Origin of the sequence: Pseudomonas cannabina (assembly GCF_900100365.1) — a bacterium.
GTDB classification, from domain to species: domain Bacteria; phylum Pseudomonadota; class Gammaproteobacteria; order Pseudomonadales; family Pseudomonadaceae; genus Aquipseudomonas; species Aquipseudomonas cannabina.
The window spans coordinates 22,974-39,613 of the sequence record NZ_FNKU01000006.1; the positions used below are offsets into that span (position 1 = coordinate 22,974).

The window sequence follows — 16,640 nt, forward strand, 5'->3', positions numbered from 1 at the left end:
TTCGCCAGTTAGAAATACGTGCGCCCAGCCCACCGGTAAAGATATGCGCCAGGAGCTCGGGCGGCACATCAAGCTCTTCATTTCACTGCTCTGGGGCTCTCCGGAATTCCCGTCTGACGAGCTGACGTTCACCCTGCACACACCTGAATGCTAGGGAGACGCTGATTTATTCTAAAACCCAGCTGTTGCCCCCAGATAAATCAAGGCCTCCAGAGCGTTGCAGGGACGAAAAATCGAATAAATCAGCGCCTCCCTAGATCGCCCGATATCTGGGTATCAGCAAAAACACCGTCACTGACATCGTGCGCAGGCATCGCGAAACGGCTTAAGGTGTCATTTCGCCCCCAGCCGGAACCGACCCCATGCAGGTTATTCATTTACAGGAGTCTGTGTCAGGCTGCACAACCGGGACAGGTTGTTGCATAAAATACTGGCCTGATGATCCAGAATAAATGGCTGATTAGTTTCACCATGCCCGAATTCCGGGTAATAATAAACCGGATAGTTAACGCGCCCGGCGAACTGTTTTATCACATACCGGTAAAGCGTTTTTTCTTCGTCGCTGGCATTCAGGCCGTAAAACTGACCAAAAATAACACCGCGTGGGTGAAATTTCCGGCTGTACTCTATCTGATGCAAGGTGCGGTCAAGCTGTTCAGGAGTTACCCCCGTATCTTCCAGCATCATAATTTTATCTGAATAGCTGCCCTCATAGACAGTGGAAAACAGAGACTGAACCAGGGTCAGGTTCCCGCCATCCAGTTTACCACTCACTGTTTTTGCTGCCTGACGGTTCATCGGCTCGATGCCGGTGTAATTAACCCCGTGAGACAGGGCCTCAAAGACTTCATTCAGACTGTTGTTCATACTGAGTTTTTTACTGTTATCAATCTCATGCATTTCTTTATTATAAGACGCCACCACGCCATGCACGCCTGGCCAGTTCAGCTCATGACTGACAAAGCTGTGAATGGCCGTTACGTCACTGAAGCCGATGAGGATTTTCGGCGTTGAGGCTGAAATACGCTGTCGGCTTGCATGCAGGGCAGGGTAAAGGTTGAGCGCCCCCGAGCCGCCCCTGACAAACCAGAGGTAGTGCACGTTGCGATTACTGAGAGCATTAATGAGGGTCCGGGCCCGCTTTTCATCCGTATTGACGTAACCCAGCCTGGTAGGCTTCTGGTCGAGATATCGTTTGTCAACCGCGTAGCACTGGCGGGAAAACGCCGTCTCAATCTCCGGGATGATGTTCTCGTCATATTGCGACGAGCTTGCAATCAGGAATACCGTCCCTTTTTGACCGGAACAGACTTTTCGTTCAGGCACCCCAGCCGGGGGAGCTGTTTTCTTCACAATGGTCGGTGGTAAGGTGGTCGCACACCCTAACAGGAAAAGCACAAGAACGAGGAGCGCGGTTTCTTTAAATGCCGTGCTTTTTATCTGAATCATATTCATCTTCCTTAACAATATGTTCGCCGCTGTTTTTGTTACGCTGGCATCTGCTGCGCGGCGGACGGTCACTACTTTTTTAGATTTGAAAAAGACTCTCCGACGGACCGCAGGTCTTTTATTTACACGGCTGTAAAGCGGCAGCGGTGGCAGGTTTACTGAAAAAACAGCTGACGTTTACCAGCTTCCGGCACAGCCCCGGTACTCAGGGGTTCTGTGCCGGAACCCGGATCAGGAGTCTACCCGTTAATCAGGCTGTATCCCGTGAATTCGAATGTCTCACCATACCTGACGGATATAATGAGGACCCCGTTACCGACCGTTGTGGTATCGACATATTCATTGCTAATCAGTGCGTTCGCATCCCCTCCGGTAGTGGCATTTCCTCTCGCGTTTTTCACCTTCAGCCTCAGTCCGATCCCCTGAGTTCCCGCGTCAGTGTGAATGATAAGCTCCCCTCCTGCCACATCGCTGGCAACAAGCCTGAGCACATTGCCATCAAAGCCGGTGGATGCAAAAGGAAACGCCGTACTTGCCTCAAGGGCGTAGTCGCTGAGGCTTTTGCCCGACGCAAAGTCATAATCAACGGGTGTAAAGGAAGGTCTGAAGTAGCCGGATGTTTTCCGGCTACCGAGTCCTCAGCACTTTTCAAAAAACGATGCATGTCGAAATTTGCTCAATTATCTTCGCTTTTTAGCTCTTTCGGCCGCTGCAAAGCCTTTTGCGGTAACCATTTCCTGCATTACACGCGCACCTCTCCTGCGCTCGCCAACAAATGTCGGCGGGCCATCCACAGGTTTGACAGGGCGAACAACGTCACCATCTGCGCGGTGTTCTTGGCCAAGCCCCGAAAGCGCACTTTTTCATAGCCAAACTGGCGTTTGATGACCCGAAACGGATGCTCGACCTTGGCGCGAACCTGGGCCTTGGCCTTCTCGATTTTGCGGATCGCCTTGTACAAAATACTGCGTTTTCCGTGCTTTTTGTAAGTGCTGCGGCGGGCGGCAATCTGCCAAATGACCTTGCGCCCAGCGTGTTCTTCGCGCTTCTCGACCCCGGTGTAACCTGCGTCGGCGCAGACTACGTTTTCCTCGCCGTGCAGCAGTTTGGCAACCTGCGTGACGTCTGCCACATTGGCCGCTGTTACTACCACGCTGTGCACCAGGCCTGACTCGTCGTCGGCGCCGATGTGAGCCTTGGCGCCGAAATAGTACTGGTTACCTTTCTTGGTTTGATGCATCTCAGGATCGCGTTTGCCATCCTTGTTCTTGGTCGAACTGGGCGCGTGAATCAGCGTGGCATCGACGATGGTGCCTTGACGCAACGACAAGCCACGGTCGCCCAGATAACCATTAATTACGCCGAGAATCCCGGTCGCCAACTCGTGCTTTTCCAGCAGACGACGGAAGTTGAGAATGGTGGTTTCGTCTGGAATGCGCTCCAGGCTCAGGCCTGAAAACTGACGCAGGATGGTCGTCTCATACAGCGCTTCTTCCATCGCCGGATCGCTGTAGCCGAACCAGTTCTGCATCAGATGAACACGCAGCATCGCCATCAGTGGGTAGGCGGGCCGGCCACCTTCTCCTTTTGGATAATAGGGCTCAATCAGGGCAATCAAACCTTTCCAGGGCACCACCTGATCCATCTCGATCAGGAACAATTCCTTACGGGTCTGCTTGCGCTTGCCGGCATACTCGGCGTCGGCGAAGGTCATCTGTTTCATCATCGAAAAGCTCGGCGACTGGTGTCCGGAGATTTTGCCAAATTAGGAAGTCTTTTTCAGAGTTTCCCTAGATTTTGTGACAGTACTATATCAAAAATGAAAATCAGCCCTATTGAGACATAAAAAACGCCTCAGACACGCGTCCCGCAAGGGTGTACTCGAATGAGACAGAAACAGCGTGTGCTCACTCGCAGTCAATTCCGGTTCATGCGGTCGATTGCAGGTCGGATCAGATGAATGCAGGTTCATTCGCAAATAATCTCGGTCTGCTGGCTCGGATAGACGCAATTAATCCCGGTCGAAAAATGCGATGATTGCAGGTCGAGGCCATTTCGATTGCAGGCCGCTACACTTAAGCCCAGTGCCTGTCCGTAAACCCGCGTGCAGCCTGGCCGGTACGATAAACCACAGTTTGGCGTCAATCCGCACCAGTACTGGCTTCCCGCCCATGACGGAAATTTCGGCGGTTCCGGCTTACAACCCCGATTAACGTTGTCTTGCGACACAAGGAAAAGGTGTCAATTGGCGATACCCAAGAACACGGCTAAACAGCGCTCCACCTCCACCATTGAATCCACTCCGATATGCCCAAAAGTCGGGCCTATTTTTTCACGCTTGAGTGTCATGGTCTTGTCTAGCATGACCTGAGAAGGCTTCTGCAAGCCGTTTTCTGCGGTCGGCTGAAAGGTGATGCGCAGCAGCGGTGCTGCGACTAGGGTGCTGGTCACTGGCAGCACGGTAACGCTGGTGTGTTCGCTGAATTGGTTTGCCTGAATTACTAAGGCGGGTCTTGGTTTACCAAAGTCACCTTGCATGGCGACGGTGACTAGGTCACCTCGCATCATGGCGTCCAACCCTCAACATCGTCTAAGGCTTCGTCCATCAACCCCTGCATATAGGTATTGGCCATGTCTGCCTGAGCAACCAACAGGCACTGTCGATGGCACTCCTGTGCAAAGTCTGGCCGCCGGGTATCGGGAACCCAAATCTGAATGGGCCGTAGGCCAGCCGCACGCAGCGCGTCGCGATGGCGTTGAACGCGGGCATTTACATGGGATGTAGGCATTTAAACCTCCGTAGATAGTTACATGTAACATTTTAGCGATAACTACACCCTAGTGCAACCGAGGCCTTTTGCGAAGGGGTCGGCTTTGCTCGACTTCTATCCCCATTCTTTCAATTTGAAGACCCTCTCCTGGCCTCGGTATCTCTGCATGCGCCGTTTTCGGTGCGTATCCAAGGATCAGGGGGATCGTCCTAGCGGACCGCCACGACTCTGTCCATTTAGGTATACCCGACGAACCTCAGCTCATTAGCTATGGCTCAATCGGCCTAAACGCGACCCTTTAGCGCTAGGTCAGAATGAGCCTACCTTTTACGCCATGATTATTGGTTTTCAACCATATTGCTCTCTAAGCTATCTTCTCCCCACATTTTGCGTCAAAGCGTCAAAGCGTCAAAGCGTCAAAGCGTCAATTCGTTATAATCCGCTTGCTTGTTCGATAAATGAGGGTTACGATTGTTTGCGTTAATTGACGCAATAACGCAATAACGCAATAAACTTGACTGGAGGCGGTATGGCACTTCGTATCGGTACGGCATCTCAAAAAGGAGGCGTTTACAAAAGCGCCATTGCTCGCGCTCTTGCTACGACATATGCATCAGCTGGCTGGACAGTCAAAATCTGTGACTTGGATATTGACCAATCCACATGTCATGACTGGAACCTGCGCCGTATGAAAGCTGGGATTGAGCCCATAATAAGGGTGGAGACGTTTGGCACTTTTAGCCAGGCGCTCAAGGCTTCTAGCTCAGATGACATAGATTTGCTTATATTTGATGGTGGCCCTCAAGCGACTGCTGGTACGGTCGACATGGGTAAATCAGTTGATCTTATGATTCTTCCGACCGGTCTCAGCCTCGATGACCTAACCCCTACCGTTCGACTGGCTAACAGGTTGGTTGATAAACACGGCATTTCGCCAGACCGGATCGCTTTAGCCTTGGTTCGTGGAGGCGACAGTGACAAAGAAATTGTGGAGGCTCGCTCGTATCTCTCTGCAACACCTTATCATTTACTCGCTGGCACGCTGTATGAAAAAGTGCTGTATCGCCGTGCCCATGACTCTGGATTTTCCGTGACCGAAGTCTCTCACAAAGGACTTCGAGAACAGGCAGATCGTTTGGTCCAATCAATTGTTGACCGCATAAGTTCTCTGCCGCAAAATGACTAAAGCGTCATTTGACGCTATGACGTTTTGACGCAAAATGAGGAGTTCAAATGGTTAATATTCCTAAGCCGCCCTCACGAGTAAAGGGCAAAGGCATCCCACCCCGCAGCGATGACCTGTCAACGGTTGTTGGCAACAACACCGAAAAACCAGAAGCCAAAAAAGACGTACCTATGAATCTGCGCGTACCAGATGAATTTAAAAGGCGTGTCGACCAATTTGCTTTGGACCACAGAGTCAGCGTGAAGAAGGTCACCATGCAGGCACTGGAAGAATTTATGAATAGAGCCGGGGCTGCGCAATAGCTTCACTGAATAGTATTCAGCGTCAAATAGTCATTGCGTCAAATGTAGCAGTAAGTGTCAGAACGGATTTGTAGGAGGGCAAAATCGAATCAGCTAAAAAGATGCTGGGGAATGGCTGTAACCATCCCCCAGCGTGAACAAAACCAACCGGAGGGAAGATAATGTCCGAGCGAGAATATAACACAGTTCGAAACCTGCACCTTAGCCAGCTTTCAGACCCTAAATATCTGCATTTACTGAGAGAGTTTGCTGGCCACATGGCTCCGCCATGCGTAGCAGAAGCCCTTACGAGGTGGCTTGATAGCCTTCAAGGTATGAAACAGGGAGCGGGCGTATGAAACTGTTATCTCTCATTCATCAGTCATCTTTCAAGGAGCTAGCACCGTGAATGGATTTGAACACCCTACCCGCGAAACCCCGGCGCACGCGGTCTACAGATTGTCTTGGCTTGCATATGCCAACGTGACCATGACGTCGATTTTCTTGATTGCTTTGTCATTAGTCATCGGCTCGTGGACGACACATAATGCTCAATCTGATGCGGCGTACCGTGTTGGGATTACCGTCAACGTGTTTGTATTGGTGGTAACGCTGGCAGTGTGTGCTTACAGGTTCCTCTTCCTAAAAAGTGTTCGCCTCTACACAGATGATATTGGTGTGTGGATTTTTCGAGGAATTTTGCCTTGGAGCAAAGGGGTTCGCGGTGTCAAATGGCGTGACATTGAAGACGCCATGTACTACACAGGGTTTTTCAGCTGGATGTTCCGTTCGTACACCGTGCGCATTGGCCATCGGTTCACCAAGACGAGCGAAATTTTCGTCTATCACCTGGCCCAAGGTCACAAGGCTGTCGAGCACATCAATCACATGCATCAAACTATGCTGCAAGCCGAGCAGGCAGCTAATCCCTCACTTGAGGTTTAATGTGCCGACAAGTCTGAGGAGGTCAGTGCCGTTCCTGGGGCGGTAAGCTGCTGAAATATCCATAACAGGTGCGATTTAAAATGGCAGCTAACACCCAATCTGTGCTGCGCTAGTGGGCTCCTAAAGTGTTAGCGTCTGTAGAGTCGAATAATTGGAACGCTGGGGCGGGGCAGTGCCTCACATTAGGACATTTACATGTTCCAGTGAGGCTCTATGTGCAGCCATTACGAAGCACCGTCACCGCACCAGATAGCCGAAGCGTTCGGCGTAGCACCGTTCGACCAGGGCAGACTTGATTTGTGGCCTGGCTACCTCGGTCCATTCCTACGTAGCGCTGACGGACGCGTCGAGGACAATGAATCTCCCGCATCCATGGAGGTGCTGACTGGCTCCTTTGGGCTGATCCCGTCCTGGAGCAAGGACAGTAAAATTGCCAGGCGCACGTACAATGCTCGGTCAGAGACAGTGGCCGAGAAACCGTCATTCCGGCATGCCTGGCGACAGGCGCAACACTGCATTATCCCTGCGGTGGCCATATATGAGCCGGACTGGCGATCGGGCAAGGCAGTTGCCACGCGTATAGCCCGCGCAGACGGCGAGCTGCTGGGCATTGCGGGCCTATGGGAGCAGTGGCGCGATCCGTCCACCGACCAGATCCTGCACAGCTACACCATGCTGACCGTGAATGCGGATGATCACGACTTCATGAAGGCGTATCACAAGCCCCAAGACGAAAAGCGCATGGTAGTGATTTTGCCCAAGGGCTCGTATGCGGACTGGTTGACCGCGCGGCCGGAGCAGAGTGCAGCGTTCATGAACCAGTACCCGGCAGATCGGCTGACTGTGGCCATGTAATGGGCTTTACCAGGAGCGGGTAAAGGGCAGTGTAATTTCTAAGAAGGTTTCCCCTTTTGTGTGGGCATTTGGCTGCATCTTCAGAGCCAAGTTATGTGTGATAATGTCCTTTATCATACATAGGAGAGGCGCATGGACGATTTGAGCAATCTTCACCTCATTCTGGTCCCAGACCCTGCAGAGCCGCATTGGACCCTCCCTGAAAGCCAAGCAGGTTTCCAAGCAGTTCACCGCGCTTTGCTGGAAGGTGACTACCAAGTTTTTGCAGTGCCATACCTGACCCGCGATTTTGGCTCAACAAGCAAACTATTTGGAGAGTTTGTGTTGCCGCTTGCCAACATTGCCGGACCCATTATCGGGGTCGCGGTAGGCACCTGGATCACCGGGCGGTCAGGACGCAAGATCAAGTTGAAAATAGGTGATGTCGAGCTGGAAGCCAACAGTCTTGCAGAGATTGATCGGTTGCTTAAAACAGCTGCTGAGTTCATGCATAGGAATTTCAAAATGCCTATGCATCAAGCTGACGCTTGGAAGGAGGCGTCATGCCTTCATAGCGATGTGTAGGAAGACGCTGATGCGTTACTTATGCAGTGAAAATCCCTATAAATCAGCGTTAATGCAGGTTATTTCACCGCGAAGCCTAGGTGCGGACGCACCTTCCCCCTGTCAGGGCTTCACGTACCTCATCTGCGCGATCGCCTGAGCGTTGAGGACCAGTCCCTGTACCGTCAGCCCGCTGATTGCCGCCGTGTATACCATCCGCGCGCCACACAGCACGCAACGGAACGGATCGACGTTTAGAAAGGCTTTGGCCATCTGCACAAAATACAGCTTCGGTGTCGGTCCTGGCGTCGCCATCTTCAATGCTTCATACACCTTCGGCAGGTATTTCCCACACACCCGATTGGCCAGAAAACCAAAATACCGGATCATCCGGAAATGCTTTTCCGGGATGTGCTGCACCACCCGGCGCAGCATGTCGGCCTGGCTCAGCGTTTCCTGCTGATAGGTCTGTGTGCGGTGATCCAGGTAGGTGAAGCTCAACGTGGCCCCGTTGGTGTAATGCGCCAGACGACTGCCCGAGATCGGCGGTTTTTTCAGGTAGCGGCCCAGGTAATTGACGGTCTTTCGGCCGTTTTCCGTCTTCTTCGACAAGTGGATGTGCCAGTGCTGGCCGCCAGCGGTCAGTATCAGACGGTGCCAGTCGCTTTCACAGTGGATGTGGGCCAGCGGCGGCGGCATCGTCAGTTGCGAAAGCGGCTGTCCCAGCAGGTAATCGCGCACCAGCCACATCCAGCGCCGCCGCAGGGCCTCTTTGTGGAACGACAGATTTTTCCAGACGCCCTGCTCATCCAGGCCGCCCGCGGTCACCGACAGGTGGACGTGGGGATGCCAGTTGAGCCGCCGTCCATAGGTGTGCAGCGCCCCGAAAATCCCGACGCGCAAACCGCGCCGCTTGGCGGTGTAGATCAGGTTATCGGCCGCCAGACGAAACAGCGCATCAAGCAGCCAGCGGTTGTAGAAGAACAGGGACCACAGCGTGTCGGGCAGCGTGAACACCAGATGCTGCCAGGGGCAGTCGGGCAGACGGTTGTTTTGCACGGCGATCCACTGGTCGGTGGCCTTTTTGCCGCAGGAAGGACAGGCCCGGCAATGGCAGGTGTTGCACAGGTATTTGACGTGCGGGCAGCTGTCGTTGCCGCAGGTGTAGTGTTTGACGCCCAGTATCGAGGTGCCGCAGGCGAGCATTTTGCTGATCGACTCCACTTCGATTTGGCGCAGACCGCCGGCCTCCAGCAAATCTGCCCAGCAGCCGTTGGCCGTGAAGAGGTTTTTGAGCGGTCGAGGTTTGTAAGCAGGCGGTGCAGAGGCCACGTCAGCAGGGCGGCTCCTCATCGTGGTGAATGACGGCGGTGATGACGAATCCGCCTGGCCCTTCTCTCATCGAAACGCTTACGCAAGAAGCGTCGGGAAACATGTCGTTCAGATACGTTGTCTGGCAGCAACTACAAAGATCGACATCACCCAAAGGATCGATATCGAAGAAAAAGTCGGTATCGGGAACGAAGGTGGTATGCCCGGCGCGTTGGAGACGGGTCTGCTTTGCCTTGGCTTTTGCCCGGCTCGCCCGTTTACGTTTTTTGGTCTCTGACGCCATGTGTAAGCCTGTGCTGAGGAGGGATCGACTCGATTTCGGCTATGATAACCGATTTCAAAATCCCACAATTTGCAGCCGCAGGCTGCCCAGTTCTAAGGCGTTAGGGAGGCGCTGATTTATTCGATTTTTCGTCCCTGCAACGCTCTGGAGGCCTTGATTTATCTGGGGGCAACAGCTGGGTTTTAGAATAAATCAGCGTCTCCTTAGGGCGAGGATCATGAGCGGATAAAAGGATCAATGTGCACTGCCGTCGTTGATGTGAAGCGGGTTGGACCTGCGTGAGGGATACCTGAAAAATCGTATGGGAAATTCAGTCCCGATTAGCGAACGAGGCCCTCACGTGCGTCTTTCATCAGGGTCCGAGCGATCAGCTCAAGATGACCGTTTGTAGTACCGCAGTCCTTCACCTTCTTTCAGTCGATCCGGCACATGCAGCGGAGTCAAACAGAAACTATTGGGCTTGTGCTCAATGGGGAAGCCCTTGTAGTACGATTTTGTCCGTTTTCTCTATCGACCCCATATGCATCAGTCGTGGAACCACTTATGTCCGATCGCCAACTCATGTCCAATTGCCGAAGCCGGAACAGTTCGCAACCATGAGATCAGGAGTGGAGAGTCTATATGCCGGGTATCAACGGAGCAGGACCATCAAATTTTTTTTGGCAGTGGCGCACAGACGGCGAGCCAGTAACTGAGCGCGAACATGACTCCAGTCGCAGTGCCAGCTCGGCGAACAGTCCGGAGTTGCCGCCGCCCGCATCTCCTGCGGAATCCGGACGCCAGAGGTTGCTACGATCCAACGCGTTGTCGCGGCAAACCAGAGAATGGCTGGAGGCAACGCCTGCCCGTGTCCAAGGCGCCACTCCGCCCGCAGAAGCCAGGCAGTCGCCTGAGGCACAACAGGCAGAGCGCATCGTTCAGGAGTTGGTCATGGGAGGCGCTGATCTTAATAATGTTCGCACCATGCTCAGAAATGTAATGGATAACAACGCCGTAGTTTTTTCTCGAGTCGAACGGGATATCTTGCTTCAACATTTTCCTAACATGCCTATGACTGGAATCAGCAACGACTCGGTGCTCGCTAACGAGCTCCGGCAGAGGCTTCGTCAAACGGTCCGCCAACAAAGAGCTTTGGTAGCAATACAATCGTCAACGCCTGCCCGCCCCGCAGACTCATCATCAGGAAGCAGCCAGCGTTCGTTAATTGGGCGGTCCACTATGTTGATGACACCGGGCCGAAGCTCGTCTTCGAGCGCGGCGGCTTCTAGAACATCGGTCGACAGGCATCCTCAAGGCCTCGACCTGGAATCAGCACGCCTCGCCAGTGCTGCGAGGCATAATCATAGTGCCAACCAGACTAACGAAGCACTGCGCAGATTGACTCAAGAGGGAGTGGACATGGAGCGCCTGCGCACCTCTCTTGGTCGCTATATAATGTCGCTTGAACCGCTACCCCCAGATTTGAGGCGCGCGTTAGAAAGTGTAGGCATTAATCCCTTTATACCAGAGGAGTTGAGCTTGGTGGATCACCCCGTGTTGAACTTCAGTGCTGCGCTGAACCGCATGCTCGCTTCGCGTCAGACCACTACGAACAGTCCGGAATTGCCGCCGCTCGCATCTTCTGCGGAATCCGGACGCCGGAGGCTGCTACGTTCCCCACCGTTGTTGTCTGGCCAAAGAGAATGGATTGAGCAGAACATGCGGCAAGAAGCAGAGCCTCAATCCTCACGCCTCAATAGGGCTGTAAGATTGGCGGTGATGCCACCGCAGAAGGAAAATGAAGATAATGTGGCTTACGCAATACGCTTGCGTAGACTGAACCCGGGTGCGGATGTAAGTAGGGTAGTTGCATCCTTTATAACTGACCCGGCGGCTCGACAGCAAGTTGTGGATGATATCCGCGCAGCCTTGGATATAGCTCCACAATTTAGTCAATTGCGTGCAATCTCGAAGGCAGATGCTGAATCTGAAGAGTTGGGTTTCAGAGATGCGGCAGATCACCCCGACAACGCGACGTCCTGCCTTTTTGGTGAAGAATTGTCACTGAGTAATCCGGATCAGCAGGTAATCGGTCTAGCGGTTAATCCGACGGATAAGCCGCAGCCTTACAGCCAAGAGGTAAACAAGGCTCTTACATTCATGGATATGAAAAAACTTGCCCAATACCTGGCAGACAAGCCCGAGCATCCGCTGAACAGACAAAGGCTTGATGCCAAAAATATCGCTAAGTACGCTTTTAAAATTGTTCCATGACCGTCAGCGTTTTTCAAGAGAGCATCGGTCGCCAAGGCGAAATCCGTGATCGGACCACTGAGGGTCAACATTACCGTATTGCCGACCTGCATTTGCTTGCGGCGGTCATCAACGGTACATCTCGGTCGTGCGGTCACAGAGCGGCGAAATGAAGGGCTTGATGCATAGGAATTTCAAAATGCCTATGCATCAAGCTTGTTTGATCGGCTGATGGATTTGCGCGCCCCTCACATTTACGTGGCCAAGATCGATGGCGACAGCATGGAAGGTGCAAAGATTTTTCATGACAGCCTGGTGGTCGTAGATCGTTCGAGAACGCCGTCCAGTGGCAGCATCGTGATTGCGGCACTGAACAATGAGCCTCTGTGCAAAATTCTTATCCTGCAGGGCGACCATGTGGTGTTGAAGTCAGCCAACCCCGCCTATCCGCCTAGGGAGGGTCTGAAGTAAGCATCGATTTTTGATGCCTTCATGGCCTGAGGTTCAAAAAACCTTGATGTATAGGAATTTCAATAATTCCTATACAAGGTAATCCGCCGAAAAAGGTCCCCTCGGCGTGATGCCAACGTGGCGTCGATGTCGGCAAAAAGCTTTTTTAACCCATCACCCACGCCGAAAAATGGATTGAAAGCGACTTTTCTGTACCTTTTCCAGATTTTGGACGCACCTCTCCCGTATCAGGCCGGCACGTACCTCAATTGCGCGATGCTTTGAGCGTTGTTGATCAAGCCCTGCACGGTCAGGCCGGCGATGGCTGCGGTATAAACCATCCGTGCTCCGCACAGCACGCAGCTGAACGGATCCCGCTGCAAGAACGCTTTGCTCATCTGCGCAAAATACAGTTTTGGCGCTTTGCCACGCCTTTCCATGCGTAGCGCCTCATACACCCGGGGTAGCTGTCGGCCACAGACGCGGTTGGCCAGAAATCCAAAATACCGGATCATCCGAAAGTGCTTCTCCGGGATGTGCTGCACCACCCGGCGCAGCATGTCGGTCTGGCTCAGCGTTTCCTGCTGATAGGTCTTGGTGCGGTGATCCAGGTAGGTGAAGCTCAACGTGGCCCCGCAGGTGTAGTGCGCCAATCGGCTGCCCGAGATGGGCGGTTTTTTCAGGTAGCGGCCCAGGTAATTGACGGTCTTTTTGCCGTTTTTCGTCTTCTTCGACAAGTGGATGTGCCAGTGCTGACCACCGGCGTTGAGCACAAGGTGACGCCAGTCATTTTCGCTCTGCAGATGAGCGTTTTCAGGTGGGACGGTGGTGTGCTCCCACTGACTGAGCAGGTACTGGCGTACATTCCACATCCAGCGCCGACGCAAGGCTGATGGATGAAACGACAGATCTTTCCAGACACCTGCGTCATCGATCCCACCCAAGGTGACCGAGACATGGATGTGTGGGTGCCAGTTAAGTCGCCGGCCGTAGGTGTGGATGGCGCAGAAAACACCCACTTCCACGCCCCGGCGTCGGCCCGCATAGAGCAGGTTGTCGACGGCCAGGCGACACAAGGCATCGAGCCAGTGACGGTTATGAAAGAACAGCGGCCACAGGGTGTCAGGCAATGTGAACACCAGGTGTTGCCAGGTACACTCGGGTAAGCGGTGCTGTTGATTGGCGATCCACTGATCGGTAGCTTTTTTGCCGCAGGATGGACAGGCGCGGCAGCTGCAGGTGTTGCACAGGTATTTGGCGTGCGGGCAGCTGTCGTTGCCGCAGGTGTAGTGTTTGACGCCCAGGATCGAGGTGCCGCAGGCCAGCATTTTGGTGACGGACTCGACTTCGATGTCGCGCAAGCCGCCCTCCTCGAGGAGGTGTGCCCAGCATTGATTGGCGGTGAAGAGGTTTTTGAGTGGTCGAGGTGTGTAGGCTGGACTCATCTGAAGCAGCAACGGTGGGTAAGCAGGCTTCATGATGATCAATAATGGGCCTCATGACAAAGCTCAAATCCATGTTTCTGCTGCTACGCGATCGCAAGAACGGGCGATTTGCAGCCGCAGGCTGCCCTGTTCCCCGATCAGATAGTCAGACGTTTTTGCGCTGTTAACTCATCGATTTTCCTTCAAACAGTACCTTTCCAAGGCGTTTTTCCGCATTACAGGCGCACCTCTCCCATCGCCAGCAGCCGTTTTCGCACCATCCAAAGGTTCGACAAGGCAAACAGAGTAGCCTGTTGCGCGGTGTTTTTAGCCAGCCCGCGAAACCGGACTTTCGTATAACCAAACTGGCGCTTGATCACGCGAAACGGATGTTCAACCTTCGCCCGTAACTGGGCTTTCGTGAACTCGATTTTGCGATAGACCCGTGCGATCAAACTTTTCTCGCCATGCTTTTTATAACGGCTTGGACGGGCCGCAATTGACCAGATCATCTGGCGATCCTGATGCTGCGCACGCTTGTCCACGCCGGTGTAGCCCGCATCACCGCTGACATAGGTTTCCTCACCGTGCAGCAATTGATCAACCTGAGTCACGTCCGCCACATTCGCCGCAGTACCCACCAGGCTATGGACTAAACCCGACTCGGCATCGACGCCGATATGCGCTTTCATGCCGAAAAAATACTGGTTTCCTTTCTTCGTCTGATGCATTTCGGGATCGCGTTTGCCGTCCTTGTTCTTGATCGAGCTCGGCGCATGAATGATCGTCGCATCGACCACCGTACCTTGGCGCAGCATCAAACCTCGATCACCCAGATAGCCATTGATGACCTGCAACATCCCGCCTGCCAACTCATGCTTTTCCAGCAGGCGCCGGAAATTGAGAATCGTGGTTTCATCGGCGATTCGATCCAGACTCAACCCTGCGAACTGGCGCAGGATCGTTGTCTCGTAAAGTGCTTCCTCCATCGCCGGATCGCTGTAACCAAACCAGTTCTGCATCAGGTGAATCCGCAGCATCGCCATCAGCGGATAGGCCGGACGGCCACCTTCGCCCTTCGGATAATGAGGCTCAATCAGAGCGATCAAGCCTTTCCAGGGCACCACCTGATCCATCTCGATGAGAAAGCGCTCGCGGCGAGTCTGCTTGCGTTTACACGCGTACTGGGGGTGTACGCCGGAATCCCAGAAAATTCCGTCGGAAAACATCACCAGAGTGGTTCCTGGCTGCTTGTGTTACCCGATACGGTTTTCCGTACATATTTGGCCGCTCAATCAAGCCGTTTTCGGCTTGGCGGCGTCGCTGCCGGAAAACAACTGTTTGGCGTCAATCCGCACCAGTACTGGCTTCCCGCCCATGACGGAAATTTCTGGGATTCCGGCTTACAACCCCATTCAGGTGAAGTATTGAGTATGACAAACTAGGTGGGCCTACTGCCTAGAGCTGGAAGAGCGAACCATCAGCATTTCTGGGCAGGAAATATCCCTTAATGCAGGACATATCTCTTATGCAAATCTGCACATGCGTTTGCTTGCGAAAAGAAGTGCCTGGGTATAGATCCGGCCCTTCCAGAAAGGGAGACCGGATTGATGCGTAATCCGGTAGCCCTACCGCAACGCGAGCCTGGTGTAATGTCTGGAACACAGCGCAATCTAGTTTACGTTTGAGATTGTCCTGATCGCCATTAAACCCAGGGGTGTTGAGTGGTATGTCCTCGGACGTAGCAACAAGGATGTCGTAAGCAGCTCGAAGCTCATCAAGAGCACCTTCGTCCGTCAGATTTAGACATAAACCTAAGGAGGCGCTGATTTATTCGATTTTTCGTCCCTGCAACGCTCTGGAGGCCTTGATTTATCTGGGGGCAACAGCTGGGTTTTAGAATAAATCAGCGTCTCCCTAAGTCGATCACAGCGCCAACGACAAATGGCCGCTTGATCGCCCCTTTGCCACGGCCGGAGTGCTTTTTGATGTGTTGGGCATAGCTCAAAGCACGCTCTGGACTGTTTTCCCAGAAATATGCGCCTTCACCCAACCAGTCATAATCATTGACACTCTGAGCAACATGCTCACCAGCGAGCACAGCTTCCCCGATTTTTCGATCGCAACCGTGAAAACCGAGAACAAATGAGGGAAGCTGTTGATACATCAGCGATAGGCGGCCTTCAGCTGGCCGTTTGTGTTATACACGCCTGTTTTAAGGCGGAAAGCCTTAGCTTCAGCAGGATCGCCAGCAAGAATCTGAGCCAGCTGGCGAAATCGCTCCGCAGCTTCAATATGCGGGTTTTCAGTCTTGCTGGTTTTTTTGGCTTTTGCAGTCATGTCGACCTCCCAGAGGGATCGGCTGGATGTACGCTCATTTTATAGACAATCGAAGGGTTTGTCAGTTGACATTTAGTGATGACCCACTGCAATAGTCATGCGGTGGGTATTGCCCCATCGGACTTGTTCGCTGCTTCGGCAGCAGCACCTTCATGCCCTTGTGACCAAGCGTATGCTGAGGCTTATCCAACCATTGCTTCCCAATCCGTTTTCGGTTTCGGGTCGACCGGTCCGGCCTTTCCAAGGACATATACGGATCCGACGCGCTCACGCTGTGTGATAGCTAACAACTTCCCCCCTTCCTGTTGGATTCGCTGATTGGCTTCTTCAACGCCCAATGCTTCCACCAGTTGAAACGCTTCATGCAGCTGCATTAATAATCCCCCATATACTCACTTGCGGTTTTCGGCGCGCCCTCACCCAAGTATCCGATCTTAACCTTAGCTTGGTTCATGCATAGGAATTTCAAAATGCCTATGCATCAAGCTGACGCTTGGAAGGAGGCGTCATGCCTTCATAGCGATGTGTAGGAAGACGCTGATGCGTTAC

At 53.1% G+C, this 16,640-nt stretch carries 18 protein-coding genes; 7 read left to right on the top strand and 11 right to left on the bottom strand.

Annotated elements, in window-relative coordinates:
- Positions 1–369: 369 nt before the first annotated feature.
- From BLT55_RS29915 to BLT55_RS29940, 4 genes are all read right to left on the bottom strand, one after another.
- A complete protein-coding gene (locus tag BLT55_RS29915; protein WP_055000451.1) occupies positions 370–1,449 on the bottom strand; it encodes an LD-carboxypeptidase in 1,080 nt (359 codons plus the stop codon).
- A 742-nt stretch (positions 1,450–2,191) separates the two neighbouring features.
- The gene (locus tag BLT55_RS29925) at positions 2,192–3,172 is read right to left on the bottom strand and encodes an IS5-like element ISPsy2 family transposase (RefSeq protein WP_054078085.1); all 981 of its coding nucleotides are present in this window, start codon (positions 3,170–3,172) and stop codon (positions 2,192–2,194) included.
- Between the two features lie 518 nt (positions 3,173–3,690).
- Positions 3,691–4,017 carry a type II toxin-antitoxin system PemK/MazF family toxin gene (locus BLT55_RS29935; RefSeq protein WP_054999215.1) on the bottom strand — a complete coding sequence of 109 codons (327 nt, stop codon included), beginning with the start codon at positions 4,015–4,017 and terminating at the stop codon, positions 3,691–3,693.
- The gene (locus tag BLT55_RS29940; protein WP_003319697.1) at positions 4,014–4,238 is read right to left on the bottom strand and encodes an antitoxin MazE family protein; all 225 of its coding nucleotides are present in this window, start codon (positions 4,236–4,238) and stop codon (positions 4,014–4,016) included. The genes BLT55_RS29935 and BLT55_RS29940 overlap by 4 nt, the downstream gene beginning before the upstream one ends.
- A 511-nt stretch (positions 4,239–4,749) precedes the next feature.
- Here BLT55_RS29940 and BLT55_RS29945 point away from each other — a divergent pair.
- From BLT55_RS29945 to BLT55_RS34305, 5 genes are all read left to right on the top strand, one after another.
- Positions 4,750–5,406, top strand: coding sequence for a nucleotide-binding protein (locus BLT55_RS29945; RefSeq protein ID WP_017684244.1), 657 nt, complete (start codon positions 4,750–4,752; stop codon positions 5,404–5,406).
- Positions 5,407–5,453: 47 nt separating this feature from the next.
- Complete coding sequence (locus BLT55_RS29950; protein WP_024671648.1) at positions 5,454–5,708, top strand: hypothetical protein; 255 nt, start codon at positions 5,454–5,456, stop codon at positions 5,706–5,708.
- A gap of 384 nt (positions 5,709–6,092) precedes the next feature.
- Entirely contained in the window at positions 6,093–6,632 is a 540-nt protein-coding gene (locus tag BLT55_RS29955; RefSeq protein WP_054999216.1) for a hypothetical protein, read from the top strand.
- Positions 6,633–6,845: 213 nt separating this feature from the next.
- Positions 6,846–7,487 (top strand): SOS response-associated peptidase, encoded by a 642-nt coding sequence (locus tag BLT55_RS29960; RefSeq protein WP_054999217.1) that lies wholly within the window; start codon positions 6,846–6,848, stop codon positions 7,485–7,487.
- Between the two features lie 132 nt (positions 7,488–7,619).
- Positions 7,620–8,051, top strand: a complete 432-nt coding sequence (locus BLT55_RS34305; protein WP_223862855.1) for a hypothetical protein — start codon at positions 7,620–7,622, stop codon at positions 8,049–8,051.
- A 102-nt stretch (positions 8,052–8,153) separates the two neighbouring features.
- Here the strand turns inward: BLT55_RS34305 and BLT55_RS29970 are convergent, their stop codons facing one another.
- Both BLT55_RS29970 and BLT55_RS29975 read right to left on the bottom strand, forming a co-directional pair.
- The gene (locus tag BLT55_RS29970) at positions 8,154–9,383 is read right to left on the bottom strand and encodes an IS91 family transposase (protein ID WP_074801624.1); all 1,230 of its coding nucleotides are present in this window, start codon (positions 9,381–9,383) and stop codon (positions 8,154–8,156) included.
- Positions 9,364–9,645 (bottom strand): hypothetical protein, encoded by a 282-nt coding sequence (locus BLT55_RS29975; protein ID WP_074801749.1) that lies wholly within the window; start codon positions 9,643–9,645, stop codon positions 9,364–9,366. Before BLT55_RS29975 ends, BLT55_RS29970 begins: the two co-directional genes overlap by 20 nt.
- A 621-nt stretch (positions 9,646–10,266) precedes the next feature.
- On the opposite strand from BLT55_RS29975, the gene hopAB1 reads away from it, so the two are divergent.
- Both hopAB1 and BLT55_RS29985 read left to right on the top strand, forming a co-directional pair.
- Positions 10,267–11,898 carry a type III secretion system effector protein HopAB1 gene (gene hopAB1 / locus BLT55_RS33220; protein WP_074801959.1) on the top strand — a complete coding sequence of 544 codons (1,632 nt, stop codon included), beginning with the start codon at positions 10,267–10,269 and terminating at the stop codon, positions 11,896–11,898.
- 210 nt (positions 11,899–12,108) lie between these two features.
- A complete protein-coding gene (locus BLT55_RS29985) occupies positions 12,109–12,348 on the top strand; it encodes a LexA family protein (protein WP_074801962.1) in 240 nt (79 codons plus the stop codon).
- 227 nt (positions 12,349–12,575) lie between these two features.
- Here BLT55_RS29985 and BLT55_RS29990 read toward each other — a convergent pair whose 3' ends face one another.
- The 5 genes from BLT55_RS29990 to BLT55_RS30010 form a co-directional block, all read right to left on the bottom strand.
- Complete coding sequence (locus BLT55_RS29990) at positions 12,576–13,805, bottom strand: IS91 family transposase (protein WP_074801977.1); 1,230 nt, start codon at positions 13,803–13,805, stop codon at positions 12,576–12,578.
- A 182-nt stretch (positions 13,806–13,987) separates the two neighbouring features.
- On the bottom strand, positions 13,988–14,980 hold the full coding sequence (locus tag BLT55_RS29995) for an IS5 family transposase (protein ID WP_074801965.1): 993 nt from the start codon (positions 14,978–14,980) through the stop codon (positions 13,988–13,990).
- A 677-nt stretch (positions 14,981–15,657) separates the two neighbouring features.
- A complete protein-coding gene (locus BLT55_RS30005) occupies positions 15,658–15,918 on the bottom strand; it encodes a hypothetical protein (protein ID WP_223862867.1) in 261 nt (86 codons plus the stop codon).
- Positions 15,918–16,091, bottom strand: coding sequence for a hypothetical protein (locus BLT55_RS33675; protein WP_005759896.1), 174 nt, complete (start codon positions 16,089–16,091; stop codon positions 15,918–15,920). The genes BLT55_RS30005 and BLT55_RS33675 overlap by 1 nt, the downstream gene beginning before the upstream one ends.
- A 182-nt stretch (positions 16,092–16,273) precedes the next feature.
- Positions 16,274–16,465 (bottom strand): hypothetical protein, encoded by a 192-nt coding sequence (locus BLT55_RS30010; protein ID WP_005759895.1) that lies wholly within the window; start codon positions 16,463–16,465, stop codon positions 16,274–16,276.
- Positions 16,466–16,640 lie beyond the last annotated feature (175 nt).